Here is a 25,499-nt window from a genome sequence, read left to right as displayed (position 1 = left end):
CGGGAGCCGTGCGGGCAAGGACGTCCCCGGCCCGGTGCGCCGGCGGGGTGCCCGGCCCGGCGGCGCACCGGGCCGGGAGCGTCAGCTGGTGCGCCTGAGGGGTGGCGGGGTCCAGGCGCGGGTGAGTGCGGCCTGTTCGGGCCAGTACAGGCGCAGGAAGACGTTGAAGCTGCCTTCGGGTGCGGGCAGCCAGTTGCTCTCGCGGTCGGGCCCGGGGCTCCGGTGCTGGAGGTAGATGTCCAGGGAGCCGTCGGGGTTGGTGGCCATGCCGCTGCGGTCGCCGATCGCGTAGCGGCCCAGCGGGTTGTCGACGAACAGCTGGCGGTCGTTCATCATGGTCAGTGACCAAAAGCCCCGCACCGGCGGGGTCTGCCCGGCGTCGAAGTGCAGGACGTAGGTGTGGGCGCCGTGCAGGGGCCGGCCGTCGGCGTCGGCGGTGGCGTGGGGGTAGAGGGCGTCGGCGTCGAGGTTGGCTCCGTACCCGAACCGGGTGATGACGGCGCGCTTGGCGTACTCCGTTCCGTACGCGCCCAGACCACGGTGAACGGTCCAGCCGTTGACCTGGTCGCCGGCGGACTCGGCGCGGGACATGAGCGTGCGCAGCATGTCAGGGCCCTGGGCAGCGCCGGCGTCCAGCGCGGCGAGCACGTGCGGTGGCTGACCTTCCAGGCTCGCGCCCGGCGCGATGCCCAGCGGGGCGATGCGGTCCAGGAACGCGGCGTCGGCCGGGTAGGGCGGGTTGTCGACCATGAGCCGGTTGAGGCGCAAGAAGTACTCGCGCCCGAAGAGGGCCTCGACCTGGTCGACCGGAGCTGTGGCGGTGTCGATGCCGGTGGAGACGGGGACGTCGGAGGGCGGGGTGTGGTCGTCGGGGTCACCGGTCCACGCCGACAGCGGGATCAGGCGCGTGCGGTCCTGCAGCTGGTTCACGGCGGGAAAATCCCGCGGACCGCTGGTCGCATACCGCGCGACGATCCAGTTCACGACGGTGGGGGACTGCAGCAGGGTCAGGCCCGGCGGGGTGTCTTCCGCCCAGGACGGACCGGCGAGAAGGAACGGCCCGGCGGTGGAGCCGTTCAGGCGCCGACCGGGAACGGCGAAGACATCCGACCAGGCGGTGAGGATCGGCACCAGCCAGAACCGGTCACCGAAGTCCGGCAGAGTCATCACCAGCGGCTGTTCCGACAGATCGAGCCAGGCGCTGGAGTACAGCGTGTCGGCGTTCGGGGAGACGACTTCGGTGAACGAGGCGTCCGGGGTCCGGCGCATGCAGCAGAACTGGTTGACCGGAGCCTTGCGCCGCTCGTCGTCGCGGGCCGGGACGGCCGTCATCACGGCCTTGGTCACCTCCGCCGTCAGCAGGGGGTACCCGTACAACCAGGCCTCGGTGGCCAGCTGCTCCAGTGATGCATCCGTCATCGACGTCTCCCAGGCACGCGCGCGCCCCCTTGTTCGACGGTACGAGGCTGCCTCACCTCCCGCACGGCGGACCCGCCCGACACGCGCCGATGTCATCCCGGCCTCGCTCATGGTGTGTCCTTGAAGGCTGCGGACAGCTGGGCAGGGGGGCAGCACCAGGCCTGTCGTTCCTGGCCGCGGGGGTCGTCGGCCTGGGTCCATTCGGTGTCGATGCGCATGGTGGCCCTGCGTCCGGTGTCGTACGGGTCCCAGCCGGGGTCGCCGGTCCTGGCGAACCGGATCCAGGTCTCGTGCACGCGGGTCGCGAGGTCCGCCGGGGGCTTGTCGGGGCCGAGCAGGGCGTTGGGGCCGTTCAGCTCGGGCCGGTCCGTGAGGTCGAAGACGAAGGGCAGCTCGACCGCGTGGGTGGCGCCCAGCTCTCCGTCCAGGGCCTGGGAGCGCCAGGCGAACTCGTAGGCGTAGGTGGCGGCTTTCGGGTGGGCGGCGTGGGCGTCGGCCAGAGCGCGGCTGCCCGCGCCGAACAGTGCGTCGGCCATGATGGCGGACCGCAGTTCCGCGAAGGACGCCTCAGGGCGGGACGTGCGGTAGGTCTCGACGAGCCGCGCCGGGTTCGGGTGTGAGCGCGCCGCCGCCTCGTCGACGTCGGCGGCGGTCGAGGTGGCGTACTGGCCCACCGGGACCAGGTAGAGGTTCCCTTCTTCGGTGTTGGTGCCGATGAGCAGGTCGACGTCGGCGCTCAGGCCGGCGGCGACGGATGCGGCGGGCTGGGTGTCGAGGACGAGGCTGAAGGGGCTCAGTCCGATCAGCGGGTCGCCGTGGGTCTCGGTGCGCAGGTCGATGCCCACGAGCTGGGAGGCGGCTTCGACCAGGCGCTCGTCGGAGATGTCCGCGAAGGCGTCGACGTGGGGCTGGATGCCCAGGGCCTCGGCCGCTGCCTTGGTGACGCGGGCGGCCTGCTCGGCGGTGAACGCGCCGAGGTCGCTGCCGCTTTGGACGATGGCGCGGTGGAACAGGCCGGCGGCCTCGGGGGCGGCGAGGACGCCGCCGACGATGGTCGCCCCGGCCGACTGGCCGAAGAGGGTGACGTTGTGCGGGTCCCCGCCGAAGGCGGCGATGTTCTCCCGGACCCAGCGCAGTGCGGCGACGACGTCGAGCAGGCCGCGGTTGGCGGGTGCGCCGGGAATGTCGAGGAATCCGGCGATGCCGAGCCGGTAGTTGAGGGTGACGAGGACGACGCCGTCGCGGGCGAAGGCGCAGCCGTCGTACATCGCGGACCGTGTCGATCCGGCGACGAATCCGCCGCCGTGGACGAACACCATGACGGGCAGTTCGTCACCGCCGGCGGCGGGCGTGAAGACGTTGACGGTGAGGTAGTCCTCGCCGCGGCTCCAGCCGGTGCCGAAGTAGGGGGTCATGTCTATGGTGCCGAGCTTGCGTTCGGACTGGGGCGCGTTGGGGCCGGGCACGGTGGCGTCCCGTACGCCGTCCCACGGCTCGTGCGGCTGCGGCGGGGCGAAGCGGCCGGCGCCGCGAGGCGGGGCGGCGTAGGGGATGTTCAGGAAGGTGAGGCCGGCGCCCTGGCGCAGACCGCGGACGGCTCCCTGGGGGGTGGTGACGACGGGGTCGGGGCGGTGGTTCACGGTGGTGCCTTTCCGCAGGTTCTCAGGCCTGCTCGGTGTACGGGGCGAAGGGCGCCCAGCCCTTGATGGCGAACGTGTCTCCCGCGCGGACGACTTCCGCGGCGCCGTGGCCGCCCAGGTGCGCGGGGAAGACGAGGGCGTTGTCGTCGACCGCCGAGCCCAGGAGCCTGCGGCGGGTGGCGCGGGCTTCGGCGGGGGCCTCGCAGAAGCAGCTGTTGGCGTCGGGCTCGTGGATCTGGATCGGACTGTGCACCAGGTCGCCGACGAAGAGGGCCCGGTCCGATCCGGAGTCCAGCCGCAGCACCGACGAGCCGGGGGTGTGGCCGGGGGCGAGGTCGAGGCGCAGGTTGCCGTCGATCCGGTAGCTGCCTTCCCAGAGGTGGGTCAGGCCGGCCTCGTGCACGGGGGCGACGCTGTCCTCGAAGACGTTCTGGTTGCCGCGGCCGAGCAGGGTCTTGATCTCGTTGGCGGGGTTCCAGTAGTCGAAGTCCGCCTTGGCCATGAGGTAGGTGGCGTTGGGGAACGTCGGCGTCCAGGTCCGGCCGTCGAGGTAGGTGTTCCAGCCGACGTGGTCGACGTGCAGGTGCGTGTTGATCACGATGTCGACGTCTTCGGGGCGGACCCCGGCGCGTGCCAGGTTGCCCAGGAAGTCGGTGTTCAGCCGGCTCCACACCGGCGCGTACGGGCGGTCCTTGTGATTGCCGACGCCGGTGTCGACGAGGATGGTCCTGCCCTCGCTGCGCAGCACCCAGGTCTGGATGGCGGAATGCACGATGTTGGTCTCGGCGTCCAGGAAGTGCGGAACCAGCCAGGAACGGTGGTTCTCCCACGCCTGTGCCGGGCTTTCCGGGACGAACGCCTCGGGCGTCAGGTCAACAGGACCGTAGTACTCCCGGACACGGGCCACGGTGACATCGCCCAGGGTGATGGTGTCCACGGTTCTCTCCAGTTCGATCGGTTCCGCGTGCTCAGGCCGCAGGCGCGGGCGAGACACGGATGAGCGGTTGCTCATGTCGGCCATGGGGTGCCGCGCCTCCAAGGGGCAGTGCACCGGTGGCGCCGCGACCGCGGCCGCGGGGTCTTTCGGCCGCCGGCGGTCCTGCCGCCGAGGTCGGATGCGGGCATCGGACCGTCGGGTGTTCGCCGGTGCAGCAGGTTCGCTCCGTACGCGTCCGTTGCGTGGGCGGCCCTGCTCAGCCATGGTGCGCCGACCGGGACGTGCTGAGGTATGCGTCAGGTGACTGCACCTGGAGAAGACGGTGCCCGGGCTGGGCCGACGCCCGCTTGTCCGAAGGAGCGGGCACGGACCGGGATCCGGCCTGCCCTCGGCGTGGCGTCCCGCTCACGAGCAGTGGGTCCCGGGGCGACCCGTTGGCCACGGAACGGGGCCGGCCGCCGCGCCACAGTCCTGCGCGAGCGTCAGGACGCCGCCGGCTTGTCGCCACCGGCCGGCGCCGACCCGCTCGGATGGCGGCCGGCCCCGGGCCGGTCGCCGGGTTCGCGGAGCCCGCGGGATCACGGACGAGCCGGGCGTGTGCCCGGCGGCGAGGCCCAGCTTCAGCCTGGAGTCGAGGGTGCACGAGCCCTCCCGCAGCTTCACCAGGCCCGCGTCGTGCACCGGAACGGCATCCAGTGCACAGAGCTGCAGGAGCACCGCCCCGCGGAGCGGCGGCTGCCGTGGTGCAGTCACCTGACGGATACCGCCCCCCCCGTTCGGCATGACAGATTTCTGGAACGCGACGAGGGGCGATCAAGCCGGCACGTCGAGCCGCACAAGGAATCCGCAGGAGGTGTTGACTCTGCCGACCGCGCTCTCGGCCGGTGCGTGCAAGCAGTTCAGCACCGACCTGACCTTCACACCCCACACCACCAAGACAAGTGCGTGTACGACCGGGATCGATTTCCTGACTGGTCACGCATACCGGAATTCCGTCGTGGAGCGCCTGACGGATCAGTGGATGCCAGAAAAACATGCGCTGACCGCCCTCGACGAGCATCCCGGCAGCCATCCGCCCTCTGGAGATCATGCCAGGAGCGCTTCGAACAGTGCGTGCGGTGGAGCCAAGCTCACAGTGCAGGACCGGTTTCCCTGCCCCCATAGGGGACCGAAGTGACTGCGCTTATCATTTGGGGAAATCTCAAGTCCTGGAGTATCCGTGGGCAATGGTGGAAGGGCTCGAGGGAATCGACGCCCGACACGCGATCCCGGTCTGCTGGTGGTGGGCCGGGAAACCGAGACCGCGGACATCGTGCGGCGGGTCGCCACTGACCGTTCCCACAGCGAGGTGTTGATCGTCACGGGCGAACCCGGTGTCGGCAAGAGCGTGCTGCTCCGCCTCGCGGCGGACCGGGTGCGGCGCGAGGGCGGCCGGGTGCTGCGAGCGGTCGGTAGCGAGTCCGAGGCACACCTCGCATTTGCGGGCCTGCATCAGATGCTCCGCCCGGTGCTCGGCGAGTTGGACGGCCTGCCGCCGCGGCAGCGCTCCGCGCTCCGGGCGGTCCTGGGGCTGGACGAATGCACCGATGCCCCTGATGCCATGCTCGTCGGTCTGGCGGTTCTCACCTTGGTCTCGGACCTGGCCGAGCCGGCGCCGCTGCTCGTGGTGGTCGATGACGCGCAGTGGATCGACCGCGCCTCGCTGGACGTTCTCTCCTTCGTGGCCCGGCGCATGGACAGCGAACCCGTCACGCTGCTGGTGGGTGTGCGCGCCGGGGCCGCGCTGCCCGGGTTCGACAAGGGTTACGAGCGCCTCGAAATCGGTCCGTTGAGCGGTGAGGCGGCGAACCGGTTGCTCGACCAGCAGCCGACGCCACCCACCGGCCGAACCCGTGGGCGCATCGTGCAGGAGGCGGCCGGCAATCCGTTGGCGCTGATCGAACTCGCCCGCGCCGGCGCGGCCCGGCAGCCCGATGGCAGCAGCGTGGAGGGCCCGCTGCCCGTCACCGACCGATTGGAGCGGATCTTCGCGGAGCACGCCGAGTCCCTGCCGGAGGCGACCCGCCGCTCCCTGATGCTGCTTGCGGCCGCTGGTGCGGCGGACGTACCGACGGCTTCTCGTGGACTCCCCGAGGCCGACGACAAGGCGTGGGTGCCCGCGCAACGGGCCGGTCTCGTACGCCAGGACGGCCCCCGGATCGCCTTCCGCCACCCGCTCATCCGCTCCGCCCTCTACCATGCCGCGTCCTTCGAGGAACGCCGGGAAGCACATCTCGCGCTCGCGGAGCTGTTGAGCGAGGAGCCCGACCGCCGCGCCTGGCATCTCGCCGCCGCGACCACGCGTCCCGACGAGGACGTGTCGGCCGTCCTGCAGCAGACGGCCGACCGGGCCCGGATCCGGGGTGGCTATGCGGCCGCCGCCGCTGCCCTGCAGCGCGCCGCGGAGCTGAGCCCGCACAGCGCCGACCGGGCGCGGTTGCTGACCGAGGCCGCCGTCATGGCTGTCTTCACCGGTCAGCTCGGCTGGGTGCAGCAGCTGGCCGCCGAGGTCCGAGGGTGCAGCGACGACCCGGCATTGATCAGCAGGGCCTCGCTGGCCACTGGGCAGCTCATGTCCCTGCGTCGGCATCATGCGGCGGCCTTCGCTCTGCTCACGCGCATCGCCGACGAGGCGGCGGCCGCCCACTCGCCCCGCGTGCTGGACGCGCTCGCCGCGGCCGCGGTCGTCCGCTACTACTCGGGCGAGGAGTCTCAGCTGCACAGGATCGAGGGCCTGCTCTGTGCCATGCCGGACTCCACCGTCGGCAGCGCCCTGGGCGCCTGGGTGCTGGCCGTCTCCGACCCCAACGGCGCGGGAGCCTTGCTCGCCCCGGCGCTGCCCGGGCTCATCGCGGAGGCCAAGGACGACGCCGGGAGTCTGACGGCGCTCGCCATCGTGGCCTGGATCCTGGACCAGACCGCCCTCGCCGCCAGGACCTTCGACGAGGCGTTCGACCGGTGGCAGGCCCGTGGCGCGCTGCCGGACGGCCTGGGATGCGCCGTCGGCTGGACCTATCTGGAACAGAGCCGGTGGATCGAGGCCCGATCGGTGGCCGCCGAGATCGCGGCGATGGCGTCAGCGGCCGGGCTGGATCATGCCGAGGCGTGTGCGCATGTGCTCGACGCGACAGTGCTCGCGCTGCTCGGCGAGCCGGCCGACGCGCGACAGGGTGCCGAGCAGGCGCTGATCCTCGTCGACCCGCTGGAAAGCCGCTCCGTCGCGGTCTTCGCGCGTCGGGCCCTGGGCCTGGCGGCAGTGGCCGAGGGCGACTACGACACCGCGTACGCGCAGTTCCGCTCCGCCTTCACCGACGACGGCGACCCGGTTCATTACCACGTCTCCTACACCGTCCTGGCCGAGCTTGCCGCGGCGGCCGTCCGCCGAGGGCGACAGCAGGACGCTGCCGAGCTGCTGCAGCGGTCGGCGCGGCGCCTGGGGACGCGTATGTCGCCACGGATCAGGGCACTGGTCAACCGCGGCCGCGCCCTGCTCGCTGATTCGGACCACGCGGAACGGTACTTCCAGGAGGCGCTGACAGGCGACACGGGCGAGCAGTGGCCGTTCGAACGGGCACAGACACTACTGGACTACGGTGAGTGGCTCAGGAGGCAACGTCGCATCACCGAGGCCCGCCCGCTGCTGACCATGGCACTCGACACCTTCCAGCGGCTTGGCGCGCGGCCATGGATCGAGCGGGCGAAGGCAGAACTGCGAGCCGCCGGCATCGAGACCGCCAGCAGCGTGGTGCCCAGTGCCTTCGATGAACTCAGTCCCCAGCAGCAGCAGATCGTCCGGCTCGCGGCCCGCGGCCTGACGAACCGTGCGATCGGAGAGAAGCTTTTCCTCTCGCCGCGTACGGTCGGCTCCCACCTCTACCGGGTGTTTCCCAAACTGGGCATCACCGCCCGGTCACAGCTCCGCGACGTGGTCGAAGGCACCCTGTCGGGCGCCGGTGCTCAGATCTGAGTGGGCGGTTGGTGAGGTGCTGTCCGACGGCATATCGCATCGGGTAGCCCAGCTGGGCATTCGGCTTGTCTCGCTGGTGTGGCGTGTCCGATAGCTCGTTCATCTCCCGGGTGGCGGTGTGTGGGTGTGGTCACTGCTGGGTGCGGGCGGGGGTGGTGAGGATGTTTTCGATGAATGGTTGCCAGGTGCCGCAGCCGGTTGTTGCTTTGGTGGCTGCGGCGATGGCTGCGAGGGTTCGGGCGCCGGCGTTGTGGTGTCGGCCCCCCGCGTGACATCCCGGCGGGCGGCCCGGGCGGGCCCGTGAGTTGACGAACCATCCCCGAGACGGCGGCGCCGCCGCGACCTGCGGTGGAAGACTTGGCGGCCATGCGCGCAGCCTTCATCGAGACCATCGGAGCACCGGGTCGGCGCGATGGTCACGCTCGCCGTCGAGGCCGGCGCCAGGGTCATCGCCACCGCCTCCGCGTCGGACGCCGAGTACTGCCGCGCGCTGGGCGCGGCCGAGGTCCTCGACTACAAGGACCCCGACCTGGCCGCGCGCATCCGGGACGCCGCCCCGCACGGCGTCGACGCCCACCTGGACACCTCCGGTCACAACGACCTGACCACCGCCGTCGACCTGCTCGCTCCGCGCGGCCGGATCGTCCTGCTGGCCGGCGCCCGCACCCAGCCGGTGCTCCCGGCGGGAGCGCTGTACATGAAGGACGGCTCGATCACCGGATTCGTGATCTCCCACGCCCCCACCGCCGAACTCGCCGAGGCCGCCGTCACCATCAACCGCCTGCTGGCCGCCGGCCGGCTGCGCCCCCGGGCCACCGAGACGCTCCCGCTGAGCGCCACCGCGGACGTCCACCGCCGCATGGAGCAGGGCGAACTGCACGGCAGGCGGGTGGTTCTCCGCCCCGACCTCGACACCTGAGGCGACAGGCCCCCGTCCCGCCGACCGGCGCCACCCGCACCCCCGCCCGACGCATCGACGGAGCCTGGTGGCCTCGGTCGTACGACCTGACCACCGAACTCCCCGGGCTGCTCGCCGCGCTGCCGCTGCGCTGGGGACACATCACCAGCGTCCTCGTGAACGGAGCGATGTGGTCACTGTCCGGTGACGGCGTGCCCGTCGAGGACCAGCAGGTGCACCTGCGTCGGACCGGCCCGTCGCGGGCCGAGGACACCGTGTGCCTGCTCACTCCCGGACAGGGCCGCTGGGACCTGCTCGTCGTGCCACCCTCCGCCACGGTGGAGGAGGCCGAACGGCTCATGGAGACGGCCACGGCGCAGACTCCGGCCGCGGGGCGCCCCGCCTGACCCGGCCGGGTCGGCCGGTCCCGGACGGGTCCGGCCCGCGACGGCGGATGGCGGCGTCGCGGGGTGATTCACGGGCGATGCTCTGCAGTGTCATGAGGGGGCGTGTGGGCTTCGTCTCGCACCTGGAGTCTCGACGTTTCGTCGGCAACTTGCTCGCACGGTGATGACAGCGGCCGTGGACGAGCCGTTGGTGGAGGTCACAGCGCTGTGAGCGAAGACAGTCGGGCGGCTGCGCCACGGCCCGGAAGACAATATCTGTGTCGGCTACGGCAGAAATCGGTGCGGCGCACGAGAAACATTTCTGAGGCGACAGGCGGCGAACGATTCTTTACCACGCAAGGACGAAGTCGACGTGCTACTGTCGTCAGCAGTTGCAGGTGTGGTTGCCAGGCGGTTTTTCCGACGGCCGATCATCACGGCGACACGGAATACGCACAGGGCGTTTTCCTGACACCGTCCCCCGAAGGAGAAACAAAATGGCTACTGGCACTGTGAAGTGGTTCAACGCGGAAAAGGGCTTCGGCTTCATCGCGCAGGACGGCGGCGGCGCCGACGTCTTCGCCCACTACTCCAACATCGCCACCCAGGGCTTCCGCGAGCTGCTGGAGGGCCAGAAGGTGACGTTCGACATCGCGCAGGGCCAGAAGGGCCCGACGGCTGAGAACATCGTTCCTGCGTGACGCGCCGGCACTGACTCATACTTCGCAGCTGGGGCCCGCACCTTGGGGTGCGGGCCCCAGCTCGCATCATTCCCGGGGTGATTCGGCCCTGCTTTTCCGCCCCGTTGCTGTGATTCTTGGCGCTGCTTGTTCTGCTGCGGAATTCATTGATATGCGCCTGCGTCGAGGAAAGTTCCGCAATGAACCCCACACGTAGGTCAGCGTGTCTTCCCGGGACCGCAATGGACACCGAACCGAACAGCTTCACCGCAGGAGGCACCCTTGACGTCAATCCAGAGGCAGTACCGCATGGAGGACCCCGCCGCCGTGATCGTGCCCGGCGACATCGAAACGGACAGGCCTCGGGTATGCGACGACATGACCGTCGAGGTGGCTCTGGCCGTCATGGCCGGCGCTCGTGTCGACTGCCTGACTGTGTGCGACGGGGATGACCAGAGCACGGACTCGATCAGTCTCGCTCGGCTCGCTGTCCTGCGTAAGAGTCCCACGTACACGGACCGGGTCCGCCTGCGGGACGTCCTCGACGGATCGTCGCCCCGGCCCGACTCCCGCCCCGGCGGCGTCGGCGAGTACGGCCGAAGCACGGGCGCCCTCCCTCTCCCCCGCTGATCCGCCTCGCCCCGGACAGCCCGGTTTCCTTCCCCCTCGACTTCTCCCCTGGGAGGCATCATGCGCTGCGTCATCGCCCGGTACCCGTTCGAGCTGACCAAGACCGGGGTGCTGGCCTCGATGAAGGGCGTCACGCCCGAACTCGTCACGGGTGCGTCCGTGACCATCGGCCGCCGCCGCTACCCCGTCAAGCAGGTGGGCCAGGTGATCACGCGGCAAGACCCCCGTGACTTCACCGCCCTCGAAGTCACCCGGGCCATGACACGCCTGGGATTCACCTGTCACGACCGTCCCGAGGCCGCAGAGGACGCGGGCGGTGCCGCTTCACTCCGGACTCCCTCGACCACGCCGGCCGACACCGACCCCATGGCCCTGTGGGGAGGGGCCGGAGAGCGCCCTTGAGGATCCCGGTGGGGCCCTGCCGACGCGCGTCGGCAGGGCCCCACCGTTGTGTCGCCGTCCACTCGAAAACGCCGGCCGGGCAACGGGCGGCCAGAGCGTCTCACCGGTCGACACAGCTGGAATCACCACGGTCCGGGCGCTGATTGTCCTTGATGGCAGCTCGGTCCATGCCGCCCGTCTCCAGGATCCACCGACGGTGAGTGGCAGAGGACCCCGGCGGATGCTTCCGGGGTCCTCGGTGTGGTGCAGCGCGTGCCGGCTGCACCAGGGCGGCGGCGCAGGCCTGAAGACTGCCGTCCGGTTCTGCCGGCAGTCGGTGTTCGGCTTGCGCGGCGAGGTCAAGGCGAGGTTTGGGCCTGCGATTCGGCGCCTTGTGCGCGCAGTTGTTCGTTGATGCGCTGGGCTTCCTCGAGTTGGTCTTCGAGGACGATGATGCGGCAGGCGGCTTCGATGGGGGTGCCCTGGTCGACGAGTTCCCGGGCGCGGGCGGCGATGCGCAGCTGGTAGCGGGAGTAGCGGCGGTGGCCGCCTTCGGAGCGCAGGGGGGTGATCAGGCGGTGTTCACCGAGAGCACGAAGGAAGGCGGGGGTGGTTCCGAGCATCTCCGCGGCGCGGCCCATGGTGTAGGCGGGATAGTCGTCATCGTCGAGGTTGTCGATGGGGCGGGTACTGCGAGGGGGCATAGACCTCTTCTTCCGGGGGACGCGTCGGGGGGCCCGGGTGCCGTACGGCACCCGGGCCCCGAGCTTTCAACACCATCTACCGGCCGACTGCGTCGGCCCTCTTTGTCCGCAGGGTCCACCCCGGAGGGCGGGGCTGCGGGGATCGCGGATGCGTGACCGGGGACCACCTTCCAATCCGGGGTCTGCGGTACCCGGGCTGACTGCTTCCTCGCCCGGGCGATCCTGATGGCGCTTCTGCTCCTTACCTCGGTTACTCGGTTGTACTGCTGGATACCGCGGGTACTGCTCGCGACCCTTCGGGTCGCATCCTGCTCGCACGGCAGTCCATTTCTGCCGTGCCCACTTTGACCTTCCTGGGTACGTAGGAAACCGTAACCCTGCGACAGCTCAATGTCTACTCTCGCCGTGACAGATTTTCTTCCTGATCGATGTTCACAGGTCTGGCGTCAGCACGCCCCGGAGGGCGCTGTCACTGGTTGAATCCTGTCCTGGCGATCCTGGCAGCGCGTTGCCAACGGCGACAAGCGGCACGCCCAGGCACACGGCGCCGAAGCCGGCCCCGAGGCGGGCATACCGGTGCAGCGGTGCTCATACGCTCTCCCCTTGCGCGGACGATCCGGAGTCGGGCAGCACGGTATGCCAGGGCCCGGCACACAGGGATCAGCCCGGAGCGCAGACGGGCCTCGGCCTTGGACGTAGGTCTTGCCTTCCGACTCCGGTGAAGCACGGGGCCTCGCCGATGCTCGTACACTTCTGACGTGGCATTCATGAGCACCCCGCACTGCTGCTTCCTGTGAGCGGAAGGCGCTGAGGGCGATGCCGGACGGCGTCGCCCTCCTTGGTGTGCCTGCTGCGTGCACAACTGCCCAATGCTGCACGTTCCTTCGTGAAGCAATGACGCTCTGAGCGCGGTGCAGGCACGGTCCCTTCCCTTTACCCCCTTGCCAGGAGTGCCTCGTGCCCGTGTCGCTTCCCCCTGCCCTCGAACTGTCCCTCGACCTGCTGCGCTGCCCAACGTGCCGCACGCCTCGCCTGAACCCCGGCCGCGGCGCGCTGCGTTGCCCGGTGGGCCATACCTTCGACGTCGCCCGCCACGGCTACGCCAGTCTGCTGACGGGCACCCGCGCCACCAGCGGCGACGACGCACCCATGGTCCAGGCCCGGGACCGGTTCCTGTCCACCGGCGCCTACGCGCCCATCCGCGAAGTCGGGGCCCGCCTGGTGGCCGGCGCCGCGACCGAGCAGGCCACGGTCGTGGACGTGGGATGCGGCACGGGCTACTACCTGGCCGGTGTACTCGACCAAGTGCCCGGCTCCCGCGGTCTGGGTCTGGACACATCGGTGCGCGCGCTGCGTTCGGCAGCCCGTGCCCATCATCGAGCCGCCGCCGTGTCCTGGGACGTTTTCCGTCCCTTCCCGCTCGCCGACGGGGTGGCCGACGTCGTGCTGAACGTGTTCGCACCACGCAACCCGGCCGAGTTCCACCGCGTGCTGCGCCCGACCGGGCGGCTGATCGTGGTCCGTCCCACCGGGCGACACCTGGCCGAGCTGCGCGAACGGGTGCCTGCGATGGTCACGGTCGACCCGGCCAAGGAGCAGCGCCTGCACCAGGCGTTGAGCCCCTTCTTCGAGGCCGCCGTCACCGAACAGGTGGAGTATTCCGCGCCCCTGTCCAGGCTGGATGTCCTGGACCTGCTGGCGATGACGCCGAGCGCCCGTCACGTCAGCCGTGGGGACCTCGGCCATCACGGCTTTCTGCCCGATCAGGTCACCGTCTCCGTACTGGCCACTGCCTATCGGCCTCGGTGGCCACGAGCGGGCGCATGCTCCGGCTGACCGACCAGCAGTGGACGCGCCCGGCGCCCTGCCTTCCCCGCAACGCCGGGAAGGCAGGGCCTCCGTTCGCCGACCTCCGCCCGCATCATCCGGGCCGCGTTCGGCGAGCGGAAAGCCGTCAGCGGTGCGGCGTTCCGGACGATGGACGGGCGTCGTCGAGTTGCTCACGGACGTGAGCGTTCACTGGGGAACGCGCGTCACCGTCGGGCTCGCCCAGGCCCGCGAGCAGGCGCAGCCCGTCCTCGGCGGGGCTGCCGGGGGCCGCGGACAGCACCACCAGCTCCATGCCCGGTTCGCTCGGCAGGACGAAGTTCTCCTGGTGCAGTTCCAACAGTCCGACCAGCGGATGCCGATACGCCTTGCGTCCGTAGGTGCGGGCGCGCACGTCCGCGCGGGCCCACAGGCGGCGGAAGCGCTCGCTGCCCATCGCCAGTTCACCGATGAGTGAGGCCAGACGGGGATCCTCGGGGTACTTGCCGGCGGCCAGGCGCAGGTGCCCGACCACGTCCAGCGTGCAGCTCTCCCAGTCCGCGTAGAGGCCGCGCTCGGCCTCCTCGAGGAAGAGGTGCCGTGCGGTGTTCAGGCCCGGCAGGGGCCGGCCGTAGAGGAGCCCGGCGAGGCGGTTCCCGGCGAGCACGTCCAGGCGGTGGGTCATGATCAGCGCGGGACCGTCGGCGACCAGGGCGAGGACGCGCAGCAGCTCGGGCCGGACTCGTCCGCCCCGTGCCTTCGCGCGGCGGCGGCGCTGCCGGGCGGGCCGGGACAGGGGCCCCCGTTCGGTCTCGTCGAGGCCGAGGACGCGGGCGAGGGCATCGAGCACCTGCTCGGAGGGCTGGGTCGCGCGGCCCTGCTCCAGGCGCACGTAGTAGTCGACGCTGACCCCGGACAGGTGCGCGACCTCCTCGCGGCGCAGCCCTTCGACCCGGCGGCGGCTGTCGGTGGGGATGCCGACGGCCGCCGGGTCGACTCGGGAACGCCGGGTCCGCAGGAAACCCGCTAGATCGTCCATGCCTTCAGTATGGCCTCGGCGAAGCCCGTGAGGGTGGTCCTGCCGGTACCAGGAAGTCCCGTCCGACGGAACCGGAGCCCCTGAACGCCGAGCTCCGCGGCGTCCAGGATCGAAGGCATCCGATCCGAAGGAGTTCCTTCCCATGAAGACGCTGATCGTCTATGCCCACCCGGAGCCGAAGTCGCTCAACGGCTCGCTGAAGGACCTCGCGGTGTCCACGTTGAGGAGTGCCGGACACGAGGTGCGGGTGAGCGATCTGTACGCGATGAACTGGAAGGCGGTCGTGGACGCCGCGGACTACGGCCCCCACGCCTCACACCCGCTGAAGGTCGTCCGGGACTCGGGCCGGGCCTTCGACACCGGGACGCTCACCCCGGACGTCCTCGCCGAGCAGGAGAAGCTGCTGTGGGCCGACACGATCATCTTCCAGTTCCCCCTGTGGTGGTACTCGATGCCCGCGATCCTCAAGGGCTGGGTGGACCGCGTCTTCACCTCCCACTTCGCGTACGGCGTCGGCGAGCACAGCGACACCAAATACGGCGAGCGCTTCGGCGAAGGCACCCTCGCGGGCAGGAGGGCTCTGCTGTCGGTGACGGTCGGCGGGCCGGAGTCGCACTACGCCGCTCGCGGGATCAACGGCCCCATCGACGATCTGCTGTTCCCCATCCACCATGGCATCCTCTACTACCCGGGCATCGAGGTGCTGCCGCCGTTCGTGCTGTACGGCGCCGACCGGATGACCAGCGAGGATTACCCGGACGTCGCCAAGGCCTGGGAGCAGCGTCTGCTCACCCTGGAGACGACCGAGCCGATCGCATTCCGGCGGCAGAACTTCGGCGACTACGAGATCCCCTCGTTGCAGCTGAAGGAGGGACTGGAGCCCGCGGGCCGCACGGGTTTCGGGCTGCACGTCCGCAGCTGACCGGCCGCCGTGGACAGGGCGAGCCGGGGGTGCGAAACCGAGGAGCGGAGCGGAGACCGTGGCAATGGTGGCGGCCGGCGCGGCCGACTGCTTGTTCTCGGTCCTGGGCACCTGACCTGTGCTTCCCGTGGGAACAGGTCATGAGCCGATTCGTCGAGGAACGCGGTGCGGGCCATGTTGCTCACCGTGCCGGGCGGCAGGCCGGCCTCCGGCGCCGCCGTCCACCACGCGCATGCGCGCCGGTCGCCGTCGGGCCGGGCGGCGGTCAGGGCGGCGATTTCCGCCGCCCGCGTCCGCACGGCCTTCCCCGTCCCGGGCAGCCGGCCGACCTCGCTGCCGATGAACGTTGGGCAGGGCGGCGCGGCCGGCTGCGTGCCCGGGCTATGACGCCTGGTCGTCGATCTTGAGCTTGTCTCCGGTGTTGGAAACGAAGACGACCAGGAGCCTGGCCCGTTCGGTCGGGCTGGTGTTCTCCGTGAGGAGATGGTGGGCGCCCGGCGGCTCGACCCAGTTGTCGCCCTGGTGGTAGGTGGTCACGGGCCGGCCGGCGAGCTGGCTGCGCACGGTGCCTTCCAGGACGTAGGCGTAGACGAACGCCTGGCCGTGCCGGTGAGGCACCGCGCGGGCTTTGGGCGGGAAGTCGACGATCTCCGAGGTGAACGTCTTGCCCTTCACGTTCGGAAGGGCCTGCTGGAGCAGCTGCGTGACGGTCTCGGTGGGGCGGTTCGATGCCATGGCCGCAGGCGATGCCACGACTGCGGTCGTCCCCCTGGCGTGGGTGGGCCGGCCGGAGGTCGAGCAGGCCGTGGCCGCGGTCAGCGTGGCGACGGCCAGCAAGCCACCGGTGATGCGGATTCCCATCATGAGCGGTCTCCTGTTCAGTCTTTCGTGCGGCGGATGATCGTTTTGTCCGGGGTGCGCTTGCCGGGAACGAAGGCGGAGGGTGCTTCGGCGGGCGGCCGCGGTGTCGATGCCGAGGGCGCGTGCCCGGCCCCGGCCGGCACCGACGACGCGGGCGTCGGCCTTGCGGGCGCGCTGTACCGCGATCGAGCCGACGCCGCCCGCGGCGCCATGGAGCAGGAGGGTCTGGCCCCTGGCGAGACGACCGTGGTCGAAGGCGCCCTGCCGGGCGGTCAGGCCCGGTGATCGGTGGTGCGGGCGGCCGCAGTGTGGTCGATGGCCGCCGGTGGCGGAGCGAGGCCGCGTGCCTCCACTGCGGTGTACTCGGCGAGCGTGTCGTTACGGGTCCGGTCGGCGAGGCCGAACACCGGCTGTCCGGGGCGCAGGCCGGTGGTGGCGTACCCCGGTTCTACGACGACACCGGACAGCTCGTGTCCGGCGCCCGGCGTCCGGCCGCGGCCGGCGCGATCGGTCCACGTGGCGGCCCAGTCCAGCTCGCCGCGGGTGAAAGCGGCGGCCTGCACGCGCACGACGACGTCGTGCTCGGCCGTACGAGGGCAGGACATGCCTGTCATGGACGTCCCTGCGAGACGGCGTTACGGTCTCGCACCGTGATGGCGTGCATGAGGTCCTTACTGCAGAAGGCGACCCGAGCGGACAGCCCGCTCGCGCACAGGCCTCAGGGCGGCTGCAGGTGGATGTATGCCGTGCCGCATGATCGATCTCACCTGTTACAGCGTCTTCCTGCATCGCCCGTTCCGCGTACTCGACGGGGAGACGAGGTGGCCCCTGCGTGTGTGACAGCTCGGACGCGCGCCAGTTCTTCAGGACGAGGATCCTGGCGGTAGGCGGTAATCAGGCCGCCGCCTGTGTTCTGGAGGTGCCGACGGAGCAGCCCCGTAGACCCGGCCTTCCCTGGGGAACAGGAAGCGGGCACCGTCCGGGCCGGCCCCCGCATGTCCTCCAACACCGTCTGCGGTCCACGTGCGACGCGCTCGATCGGCGGATGTCTCTCCGGCTTGAATGCGGCAGGGGCCGAAGTCCCGCGCATGGCGGACGTACCGGGCCGCGAGTCCTGGTCGGCCGGGATGTGGAGTCGCCCCGGGTTAGCCGGGCCCGCTCGCCGTACGGGAGTCCGCCGCCCCTCCCCTTCCAGGCGGCCGACGGGCGAACGGCGGTCGGCTCGTCGACGCGGTCGCCGACGTAACGCTCAGACCGCGCGAACGGCCCCGGAGCGGCGGCCGGTGAGGCGGTCCAGCGCGGCGGCGCTCGCGTCGTCGGCCGGGAGGTGGACGACGAGATGCTGGTCGTCGTCGGCGGGCAGCTCGCGCGCCTCGTACGCCAGCCGCACCTCGCCCACGTGTGGGTGGACCATGCGCACCACCCCGTTCGCCCGCGGCAGCCCCGGCAGCGTGCGCAGCCGGCCGGCGAAGGGTTCCCCGCAGGACACCGTCAATTCGTCCATCAGCTCGCCGACATGCACATCGGTCCGCCCCGGTCCCTGTTTGAGGGCCGCGGCCTGCTGGTCGGCGACGGTGTCCCAGTCCGGGTACACCGACCGCCCGCACATCGCCGACCGGTGACCCAGGGCCCCGGCCGACGTCGCCGTGGGAGGCGGGCGGGCGCCGTCGACGAGCGCACAGCCGTCGTCCACGGGCCCGCTGATCCGAGCGTGCGGAGTCGGCAGCAGCATCACCTCGTGTGACACATAAAGCTCACACGTAGTGTGTGTCGGCAGGGCAGACACCAAGGTGGCCTGGGCAGCAAGCAGTCGGATTGCCGGGTGGTGGAGGGCCCTGTCATCAGCATGCTCCGGTTGCGCTGCGCACCGGCGTGATGATCTGGTCGACGAGCCATCGCGCGGCCTGTGGAGGATAGGGGCTCCGCAGGCTCAGCACGACGTGCGTCACGCCTGCGGCGATGAGCTCCGTGATGGCCTTGCGGTCGGCGGCCGGGTCGTCGTAGGAGACGATGTACTGGACGGAGCGGGTGAGCGTCCGCGGATCACGGCCGACGGCTGCGCAGTGGCCGTCCAGAACGGCACTGCGCTCGGTGATGTAGTCCAGCGTGTTGTGCGGCGGTCCGGGGATGTTCCAGATGTCGGCATGCTCGGCGACCAGGCGGAGCGTCCTGTTCCCCCAGCCGCCGATCAGCAGGGGCGGGCCTGGCCGCTGGACAGGTTTCGGCTCGTTGCGGTTGCCGGTCAGGGTGTAGTAGCGCCCGTGGCAGTCGAAGACGTCCTGCGTCCACATGCCGCGGAGGATGGTGAGGGTCTCCTCCAGGCGGGCGATGCCCTCGGCGGGCGGGACGAGCGCGAGGCCGTAGGCCGCGTACTCCGCGACGGCCGGGTTCTCGCCGGCGATGCCGCCCGCGTCGGGTGGCTGGACGGTGCCGCCCACGCCGAGGCCCATGATCAGGCGGCCTCCGGAGATCACGTCGACTGTTGTGGCGATTTTGCCGAGGACGGCGGGCGGCCGGATCCGATTGCTCGTCACGAGCAGGCCCAGGCGCAGCCGCCGGGGCCTGGCGGCCAGGGCGCTCAACAGCGTCCACCCTTCGAGGATCTGCCCGTCCTTCGGGCCGGCGATCGGCATGAGGTGGTCCCAGAGCCAGGCGTCCGCGATTTCGGGCAGGTCGTCGGCTTCCTGCCACACGCGGAGGATGTCCTCGTAGCGGACCCGCATCGGGGTGGTCTTGATCCCGAATGCTACGGAGGGGAGGTCCTGGTCAGACATGGTTGCCACGCGCCCTTCGAGTCGACGCGCCGCCGTGGACGGCGGCACCACCATCACCGTAGCGGATCATCAGTATTGCTGACTATCAGCTCGACATACGCACTGGCCATGACGCGTGACGCATCGCCCGTTCTCACCGTCCTCGGCGGGCATGACAGGCCGTCTCGACTGAAAGCGGCGGGCGAGTTGGGCATCGACCGCACGACGATGGGCGTCGGCCAGGCGTCTGCGTCGGCACGACAGAGGGTGACGTCGGTCCACCTCCGCAGACCTCCGTGATCAGCGAGACGGAGTCGGTGCCACGCAGATGCGGCGGCCGGCTGCCGACGCCCTCGGTAGGCGTCGCGTCCCTGAGGAGAAGCCGAGCGACGTCGAACAGGACCGCCGGCCCTCAGGGCAGGGCCGCGGCGGATACAGATGGTTCGGCCCGCAGACGGGCCACGTCCTTGCTGGGTGATGTGCCGAACATTCGGCGGTACTCGCGGCTGAACTGTGAGGCGCTTGCGTAGCCGACGGTGTGTCCGACGCCGGTGACGTCGGACGGGTGGCGGGCCAGGAGCAGCCGGGCTTCCTGGAGGCGGATGCGCTTGAGGAACTGGACGGGGCTCATACCGGTCACGGCGTGGAAGTTGCGGTGGAACGCGGACACGCTCATGCCCGCTGTCCGTGCGAGGTCTTCGACTCGGAACGACTCCGCGTAGTGCTCCCGGATCTGCCGGACCGCCCGGCGGATGTGGGCCAGTCCGCTGTCCGCCAGGCCGAGCTGCCGGATGGCGGGGCCCTGCTCGCCGCGCAGCAGGTGCCAGAGGATCTCCCGCTTGACCAGCGGGGCGAGGATCTTGCGGTCAGCGGGCCGGTCCAGCAGGCGCAGCAGCCGGACGATGGCATCCAGCATCTCCGGGGAGGCCTGGCTGACCGCGATGCCGGCGGGCGCGGTGAGTGCCGGAGCAGGCAGGTCGCGCGGGTCGGCGTCCAGGAGCAACTGAGCGATGTCGGCGGGGTCGAGGGTCATACCGAAGCCGAGGGTGGGTTGCCCGGTGTCGATGACGTGGCCGGTGACGGGGAGATCGACCGAGGTCACCAGGTACTGACCGGCCCGGTACTCGTACAGGCGTTCACCCAGGGCGAGACGCTTGCCGCCCTGGGCGATGACCGCCAGCACGGTGCCGGACATGCCCGCCCCAGGTGCGCTGCGCTGGTCGAATCTGCAGGCCTGAACGCCGTCGATCGCTGTGGACAGATCGGGGCGTGCATGCCGGTCCAGCAGCGCACACATCTCGTCCAACGGCATGCCTTTCAGTCTTGCACCGTCCAACCTCGGCCTGTCCTGTCTCAGCAGGATCAGGCAGGGGCGCCACGGCGTACGTGACAGCAAGTGGCGCGGCCCCGACCGGTGGCACGCGAGGGCCCACCAGGCGGCGGCAGCGTCCTTCGGCGCCCGGGCAGCCGCGCCCGCACGTGTGCGTCGCGGGTGCTTGTCAGAGGTTCTGGCCACCCGAGACTTCGATGTCCTGGCCGGTGATCCAACGCCCCTCCTCGGAGAGGAGCATCGCGATGACCATGCCGATGTCGTCGGGTTCGCCGACCCGCCCGAGCGCGAACGTCTTCGCCAGGTCCGGAATGATCTCCGGGTTCTTCGCGAACGCGTCGTCGGCGAAACGGGTGCGGGTGGCGCCGGGGGCGACGGAGTTGACCCGGATGCCGCGGGTGCTGAACTCCTTGGCCATGTACCGGGTCAGGACCACCATGGCGCCCTTGAGTGCCGCGTAGACGGAGTAGCCGGACACGGTCACCTGCGGCAGAGTCGAGTTGCTGGTCACGTTGACGACGGCACCGCCGTCGGCCAGCAGCGGCAGCAGGGTCTGCGTGAGGAAGAACGGCCCCTTGAACAGGCCTGCGGCGAGCTTGTCGAATTCCTGCTCCGTGGTCTCCTCGATCAACGCCATCCCGGCGAAACCCGCGTTGTTGACCAGATGGTCGAAGGAGTCCCGCCGGAAGGTCTCGTGCAGGGTCTCGGCCACGGCCTCGCGGAAGGCGGGAAAGCCGGCCGTGTCACCGATGTCCAGGCGCAGCGCCGCGGCGGTGCCGCCCGACTCCTCGATCTCGCGGACGGTGTCCTTGGCGCCCTGCTCGTTGGAACTGTAGGTCAGGATGACGCCGGACCCCCGCTTGGCGATCTGGACGGCCGCACTCTGGCCGATGCCGGAACTGGCGCCGGTGACGACGGCTACCTTCATCTGTTGTGCCTCCTGGCTCCACGGAGCCCTGAAGGCTCCGTGCGGGAACGTGACACCTCAAGGCAACCGCGCCGCCGTCCTCACGAACAGAAAGATCCTCCCGATCTCTTGCCCGATCCTGCTGCCCTCCCGCCCTTCCCTACCGGGGGCCGTCCGGCGGGCCCTCGAACCGCCTCGTGTCCCGGTCCGCACCGACTTGGCGTGTCCTGACCTCGAACCGCGGGGCCACCGGTGTGGACGCCGTCGCGCACGAGGCAGACGTGTCGAAACCGACGCCGTACGCCCACTTCTGCTCATCGACGGCGTGGCCGGGCGCGTGGTCGTCGAGGGGCACAGGCCGCCGCACGCCTCGTCCTGGTGCCCGGGTGCGTCTCCGTTCAGCGGATGGGCCCGGGCCAATAGGCCAGGCCGTCGACCGTCGGCGCCTGCTCGGTGGCCTCCTGGGGCGAGTCGTAGAACTCGTAAGCGTTGCTCAGGCCGCCGTGGACGAAGACCCGGGCCATCCGGGCCGAGGGACAGGTGATGCGCAGCGAGCCTTCGCGCGCCTTGATGCGTTTGGTGATCGCGACGATGGTGCCCAGGCCCATGGAGTCCAGGAAGGGCACGAAGCACAGATCGAGGACGAAGTTGCGGTGTCCTTCGCCGAGCAGCCGGATGACCGCCTGGCGGAGCGTGGCGTGGGTGTGGACATCGACGTCGCCGTCGACCTCGACGACGGTCCAGCCGTTGGCCGTGTCGCAGCTGACGGCGATCTGGTCGGTACGGGCGATGGTCCAGCGCATGGCCCATCCCTCCTCGGCTCTGGACGGTGCCAGGCCCCCTGCGACGCGTTGCACACCCGCCGATGTCTGTGCTGGGTGCAGATGCCGCCTGTCTCCATCATGACGCGCACCGGACGGACACGCTGAGCAAAGGGCGTGCGGCCACACCGTCCGCCGGGCCGTGTCCCCGAGGGAGCGCCGACCGTACCGGCGGGCGGCGAGATCGTGCTCGAGTCGCTCGCCGATCTCCTCGCAGAGCAGAGCAGAGCAGGGCAGAGCAGGGCGGAGACGGCGGCGGCGTCGCTGCCGCTGTCGGAGAGGTAGGCCGACGTCACCCGGTCGGACGCCACCGGTGGGCCGGCGGGGCCGGTCGCGTGAACGCTGGGGTTCCGCGGACCCTCCCCAGAAGCGAAGCGAGGCCGACATGACGGGACCTGCGATACGCGGCTCACTGAACCGAAGCAGAGTGTTGCGCGCGGTGACGGCAGGGAGCGCGGTGACCGCTCTGTGCGCCGTGACCACGGCGCCGGTGACGGCGGACGGTGCTCCGCGTGCCGCCCAGCCGACCGTCGTCCTGGTGCACGGCGCCTTCGCCGACGGCTCCAGCTGGAACGGTGTGATCGAGCGCCTGCAGCACCGTGGCTACACGGTGATGGCGCCGGCCAATCCGCTGCGCGGCCTGTACAGCGACTCCGCGTACATCGCCTCCGTCCTGAAGACGGTCAAGGGCCCGATCGTGCTGGTGGGCCACTCCTACGGCGGTGCCGTCATCAGCACGGCCGCGGCGGGAAACCCGCAGGTGAAATCGCTGGTGTACATCAACGCGCTGATGCCCGACGTCGGTGAGAGCGGCATGTCGCTGTCCGCTCGCTTCCCCAGTGCTCTGGCCACGGCCACGACCTCCGTGCCCTACCGGACCACCGGCGGCAGCGGCACCGATCTGTACCTCAAGCGGGACAGGGTCCACCCGGTGTTCGCCAACTGCCTGTCCGCGGACCAGGCGAACCTGTTGTCCGTCACCCAACGCCCCGCCGCCACGGCCGCGTTCAGCGAGACGGCCAAGGTCGCGGCCTGGAAGGAGATACCGTCCTGGGCCCTGGTGGGACGGCAGGACAGGACCATCAGCCCTCAGCCGGAGCGCTTCGAGGCCCAACGGGCCCACTCCCACACGAAGGAGATCGACTCCTGCCACGTGTCCCTCATCGCCCGCCCTGATGCCGTGGCCGACCTGATCGTCCAGGGTGCCACCGCGGCCGCGGGCGGCTCCGTTCCGAAGCTGGCGAACACCGGCACCGGTCTGCCGAAGGGGCACACCCTGGCGCTCGGCGCCCTCGCCGCCGCTCTCCTCCCCGCCGGCGGCGCGGTCCTCCTTCTCGGCCGACGGCCGCAGCCCGCCCGGCGCTGACGGACCGCCCCGCCGACGGGACGGTCGCCCATGTCACCTTGCGTGCGCCCCTTCGCCACCTGCGGCACGTCCCGGAACACACCACGGCGCGCCGGGGTGCGCAGTGAGGAGGACACCGTTTTCCTCGCCGGGCCGGGTGTGCCTAGAGGGTGGGTACGGTGCCGCCGTCGATGGTGTGTTCGGCGCCGGTGATGGCACCGGCCCGATCGGAGACGAGGAAGGCGACGAGTTCGGCCACCTCTTCGGGGCGTGCCGGACGGCCGAGGGGGATCCCGCCGAGCGACGCCAGGACCTGGTCCCAGGCCGCGGCGTGGTCGATGCCCTGCGACCGGGCGATGCGGGTGACGAGGGCCGTAGCCGCCTCCGTCTCGATCGCGCCCGGGGAGACGACGTTGACGCGCACTGCGTGCGGGGCCAGTTCGCGGGCGAGGCCCTTGCTGTAGGTGGTCAACGCGGCCTTGGCGGCGGCGTAGCCGAGCGTGGCCTCGGGGAGGGGCATCCGGCGCTGGATGGACGAGACGTGGACGACGGCGCCGCGGCCCGCGTCGCGCATCGTCGGCAGCAGCGCACGGTCCAGCCGTACCGCGGCCAGCAGGTTCAGGGCGCGCTCGTCCTGCCAGTGCTCGTCGGTGAGGGCGGCGAACCCCCCGGCCGGCGCGTGGGACCCGCCGAGGGTGTGCACGAGGACGTCCAGTGTGCCGAGCCGCTCACGCACGGCCGAGACGACGGTGTCGATGCCCTCGGGCGACGTCATGTCGGCGGTGACGAACCACCGCTCGTGGGTGCCGGACCGGGGGGCTGTGCGCGCCGTGGCGAGCACGGTGGCGCCGGCCGCGCGCAGACGTGCCGTGATGGCGGCGCCGGTGCCTCGGCCGGCGCCGGTGACGAGGGCGCGGCGCCCCTGGAGTTCCCGGGAAACAGATGTCGTGCTGGTCATGCCCGTGACGCTGCGGTCTCCCGCCGCGACCGGGTCAAGCCCTCGACCCTCCCCCTGGGGGAGAGTGCACACTGAATGGCGTGCTGACGATCGGCGAGTTCGCGCAGATGACCCACCTGAGCATCCGTACCCTGCGCCGCTACCACGAGGCGGGGTTGCTGGAGCCTGCCCACGTCGACCCGTCGAGCGGCTACCGGTACTACGACGCGGCCCAGATCCCGGCCGCACAGGTGATCGCCAGGCTCCGGGAGCTCGACGTGCCGCTCGCGGACGTCCGGGACATCCTCCGCACTGCGGACCCGGCCGCGCGTGCGGCCCTCGTGGCCGCACACCTGCGGCGGCTGGAGGACCGGTTGGCGCGTACCCAGGCGGCCGTGGCGTCGTTGCGGCGGCTGCTGCGCCCCGAGCCGGCCGGTGTCACCGTCGAGCTGCGCCGGGTGCCCGTACAGCATGTGGCCGCGGTGCAGGACACCGTGGCCCACGCGGACGTGCTCGACTGGTACGCGGGGGCGATGGCCGAGCTCGACGCGGTCGTCCGCGAGCCGTCGGGCCCCGCGGGCGGGCTCTACGACAACGCCTTGTTCAGCGAAGGGCGGGGGCACGTGCTCGTTCACGTGCCGGTGGACGCGCCGGTGCCGGCCGTGGGACGGATCCGGACCGTGGAACTGCCGGCGGCGGAACTCGCGGTCGCCGTGCACGTGGGCCCGCACGACACGATCGACGTGACCTACGGCGAGCTCGGCAGGTGGGTGGCGGACCATGCCCTCGCCGTGGCCGGGCCGGTCCGCGAGACCTACCTCACCGGCCCGCGCGACACCCCGGCTGCCGCCGAGTGGCGCACGGAGATCGGCTGGCCGGTGTTCCGCGTCGCCGGCGCGGCCTGAGCACCCCGCTCGGCGGGCGGGTCCGGGAATGCGGCGGGGTGGCGCACCCCTGCCGTTCTTGCCTATGCCGAAACCGACCGTACGGGCCCTGTCGGCATGGCCGGGGGCAGGACGCCCGCCCGGTCCCCGGCCGTCGCGACTGGGGACGGGCCAAGGGCAGGAATGAAGCCGGTGAATGCGCTGCCTTCTGTT

General features: G+C 70.9%; 21 protein-coding genes and 2 pseudogenes. 10 read left to right on the top strand and 13 right to left on the bottom strand.

What is annotated here, in order from left to right:
* Positions 1-81 precede the first annotated feature (81 nt).
* From GV126_RS26540 to GV126_RS26530, 3 genes are all read right to left on the bottom strand, one after another.
* A complete protein-coding gene (locus GV126_RS26540) occupies positions 82-1,419 on the bottom strand; it encodes a DUF1254 domain-containing protein (protein ID WP_159671532.1) in 1,338 nt (445 codons plus the stop codon).
* Positions 1,420-1,526: 107 nt separating this feature from the next.
* A complete protein-coding gene (locus GV126_RS26535) occupies positions 1,527-3,059 on the bottom strand; it encodes a carboxylesterase/lipase family protein (protein ID WP_159671531.1) in 1,533 nt (510 codons plus the stop codon).
* 22 nt (positions 3,060-3,081) lie between these two features.
* Positions 3,082-3,996 carry an MBL fold metallo-hydrolase gene (locus GV126_RS26530; protein ID WP_159671529.1) on the bottom strand — a complete coding sequence of 305 codons (915 nt, stop codon included), beginning with the start codon at positions 3,994-3,996 and terminating at the stop codon, positions 3,082-3,084.
* A gap of 781 nt (positions 3,997-4,777) precedes the next feature.
* Between GV126_RS26530 and GV126_RS26525 the strand changes: the two genes are divergently transcribed.
* From GV126_RS26525 to GV126_RS26500, 6 genes and pseudogenes are all read left to right on the top strand, one after another.
* Entirely contained in the window at positions 4,778-5,173 is a 396-nt protein-coding gene (locus tag GV126_RS26525; protein WP_159671528.1) for a hypothetical protein, read from the top strand.
* 42 nt (positions 5,174-5,215) lie between these two features.
* Positions 5,216-8,002, top strand: a complete 2,787-nt coding sequence (locus tag GV126_RS26520) for a helix-turn-helix transcriptional regulator (RefSeq protein WP_185947633.1) — start codon at positions 5,216-5,218, stop codon at positions 8,000-8,002.
* Between the two features lie 409 nt (positions 8,003-8,411).
* A pseudogene (locus tag GV126_RS26515) lies at positions 8,412-8,921 on the top strand (zinc-binding dehydrogenase); the annotation flags it as partial.
* Positions 8,918-9,307, top strand: a complete 390-nt coding sequence (locus GV126_RS26510) for a DUF5994 family protein (protein WP_159674123.1) — start codon at positions 8,918-8,920, stop codon at positions 9,305-9,307. The pseudogene GV126_RS26515 and the gene GV126_RS26510, both read left to right, overlap by 4 nt.
* 476 nt (positions 9,308-9,783) lie before the next feature.
* On the top strand, positions 9,784-9,987 hold the full coding sequence (locus GV126_RS26505) for a cold-shock protein (protein WP_159671524.1): 204 nt from the start codon (positions 9,784-9,786) through the stop codon (positions 9,985-9,987).
* A gap of 669 nt (positions 9,988-10,656) precedes the next feature.
* Positions 10,657-10,998: an SCO5918 family protein gene (locus GV126_RS26500; RefSeq protein ID WP_159671523.1), complete on the top strand. Its 342-nt coding sequence runs from the start codon at positions 10,657-10,659 to the stop codon at positions 10,996-10,998.
* Positions 10,999-11,336: 338 nt separating this feature from the next.
* Here GV126_RS26500 and GV126_RS26495 read toward each other — a convergent pair whose 3' ends face one another.
* A complete protein-coding gene (locus GV126_RS26495) occupies positions 11,337-11,681 on the bottom strand; it encodes a MerR family transcriptional regulator (protein WP_159671522.1) in 345 nt (114 codons plus the stop codon).
* Between the two features lie 957 nt (positions 11,682-12,638).
* Here GV126_RS26495 and GV126_RS26490 point away from each other — a divergent pair.
* Complete coding sequence (locus tag GV126_RS26490; RefSeq protein WP_185947646.1) at positions 12,639-13,517, top strand: methyltransferase domain-containing protein; 879 nt, start codon at positions 12,639-12,641, stop codon at positions 13,515-13,517.
* A gap of 118 nt (positions 13,518-13,635) precedes the next feature.
* On the opposite strand, the gene GV126_RS26485 is transcribed toward GV126_RS26490, so the two are convergent.
* A complete protein-coding gene (locus tag GV126_RS26485; protein ID WP_159671518.1) occupies positions 13,636-14,526 on the bottom strand; it encodes a helix-turn-helix transcriptional regulator in 891 nt (296 codons plus the stop codon).
* 142 nt (positions 14,527-14,668) lie between these two features.
* On the opposite strand from GV126_RS26485, the gene GV126_RS26480 reads away from it, so the two are divergent.
* Positions 14,669-15,448, top strand: a complete 780-nt coding sequence (locus GV126_RS26480; protein ID WP_159671516.1) for an NAD(P)H-dependent oxidoreductase — start codon at positions 14,669-14,671, stop codon at positions 15,446-15,448.
* Positions 15,449-15,829: 381 nt separating this feature from the next.
* Here the strand turns inward: GV126_RS26480 and GV126_RS26475 are convergent, their stop codons facing one another.
* The 7 genes and pseudogenes from GV126_RS26475 to GV126_RS26445 form a co-directional block, all read right to left on the bottom strand.
* Entirely contained in the window at positions 15,830-16,183 is a 354-nt protein-coding gene (locus GV126_RS26475; protein WP_236570293.1) for a cupin domain-containing protein, read from the bottom strand.
* Between the two features lie 222 nt (positions 16,184-16,405).
* Positions 16,406-16,973: pseudogene (locus GV126_RS26470) on the bottom strand (alcohol dehydrogenase catalytic domain-containing protein); the annotation flags it as partial.
* A 585-nt stretch (positions 16,974-17,558) separates the two neighbouring features.
* The gene (locus GV126_RS26465; RefSeq protein ID WP_236570112.1) at positions 17,559-18,041 is read right to left on the bottom strand and encodes an MmyB family transcriptional regulator; all 483 of its coding nucleotides are present in this window, start codon (positions 18,039-18,041) and stop codon (positions 17,559-17,561) included.
* 109 nt (positions 18,042-18,150) lie between these two features.
* Positions 18,151-19,083 (bottom strand): LLM class flavin-dependent oxidoreductase, encoded by a 933-nt coding sequence (locus GV126_RS26460; RefSeq protein WP_159671515.1) that lies wholly within the window; start codon positions 19,081-19,083, stop codon positions 18,151-18,153.
* A gap of 391 nt (positions 19,084-19,474) precedes the next feature.
* Complete coding sequence (locus GV126_RS26455) at positions 19,475-20,374, bottom strand: AraC family transcriptional regulator (protein ID WP_159671513.1); 900 nt, start codon at positions 20,372-20,374, stop codon at positions 19,475-19,477.
* A gap of 187 nt (positions 20,375-20,561) precedes the next feature.
* Positions 20,562-21,320: an SDR family NAD(P)-dependent oxidoreductase gene (locus GV126_RS26450; RefSeq protein ID WP_159671512.1), complete on the bottom strand. Its 759-nt coding sequence runs from the start codon at positions 21,318-21,320 to the stop codon at positions 20,562-20,564.
* A gap of 377 nt (positions 21,321-21,697) precedes the next feature.
* Positions 21,698-22,102 (bottom strand): STAS domain-containing protein, encoded by a 405-nt coding sequence (locus GV126_RS26445; RefSeq protein WP_159671510.1) that lies wholly within the window; start codon positions 22,100-22,102, stop codon positions 21,698-21,700.
* A 475-nt stretch (positions 22,103-22,577) separates the two neighbouring features.
* On the opposite strand from GV126_RS26445, the gene GV126_RS26440 reads away from it, so the two are divergent.
* Positions 22,578-23,486 (top strand): alpha/beta fold hydrolase, encoded by a 909-nt coding sequence (locus GV126_RS26440; protein WP_236570111.1) that lies wholly within the window; start codon positions 22,578-22,580, stop codon positions 23,484-23,486.
* 142 nt (positions 23,487-23,628) lie between these two features.
* Here the strand turns inward: GV126_RS26440 and GV126_RS26435 are convergent, their stop codons facing one another.
* Positions 23,629-24,423, bottom strand: coding sequence for an SDR family oxidoreductase (locus tag GV126_RS26435; protein WP_159671507.1), 795 nt, complete (start codon positions 24,421-24,423; stop codon positions 23,629-23,631).
* 80 nt (positions 24,424-24,503) lie between these two features.
* Here GV126_RS26435 and GV126_RS26430 point away from each other — a divergent pair, with 80 nt between their 5' ends.
* Complete coding sequence (locus GV126_RS26430; RefSeq protein WP_159671505.1) at positions 24,504-25,307, top strand: MerR family transcriptional regulator; 804 nt, start codon at positions 24,504-24,506, stop codon at positions 25,305-25,307.
* Positions 25,308-25,499: the final 192 nt, after the last annotated feature.

This window comes from Streptomyces mexicanus, assembly GCF_902506575.1.
Taxonomy (GTDB): domain Bacteria; phylum Actinomycetota; class Actinomycetes; order Streptomycetales; family Streptomycetaceae; genus Streptomyces; species Streptomyces mexicanus.
The sequence above is the reverse complement of the archived record's forward strand: the minus strand, read 5'-3'. Positions and strand labels throughout refer to the sequence as shown.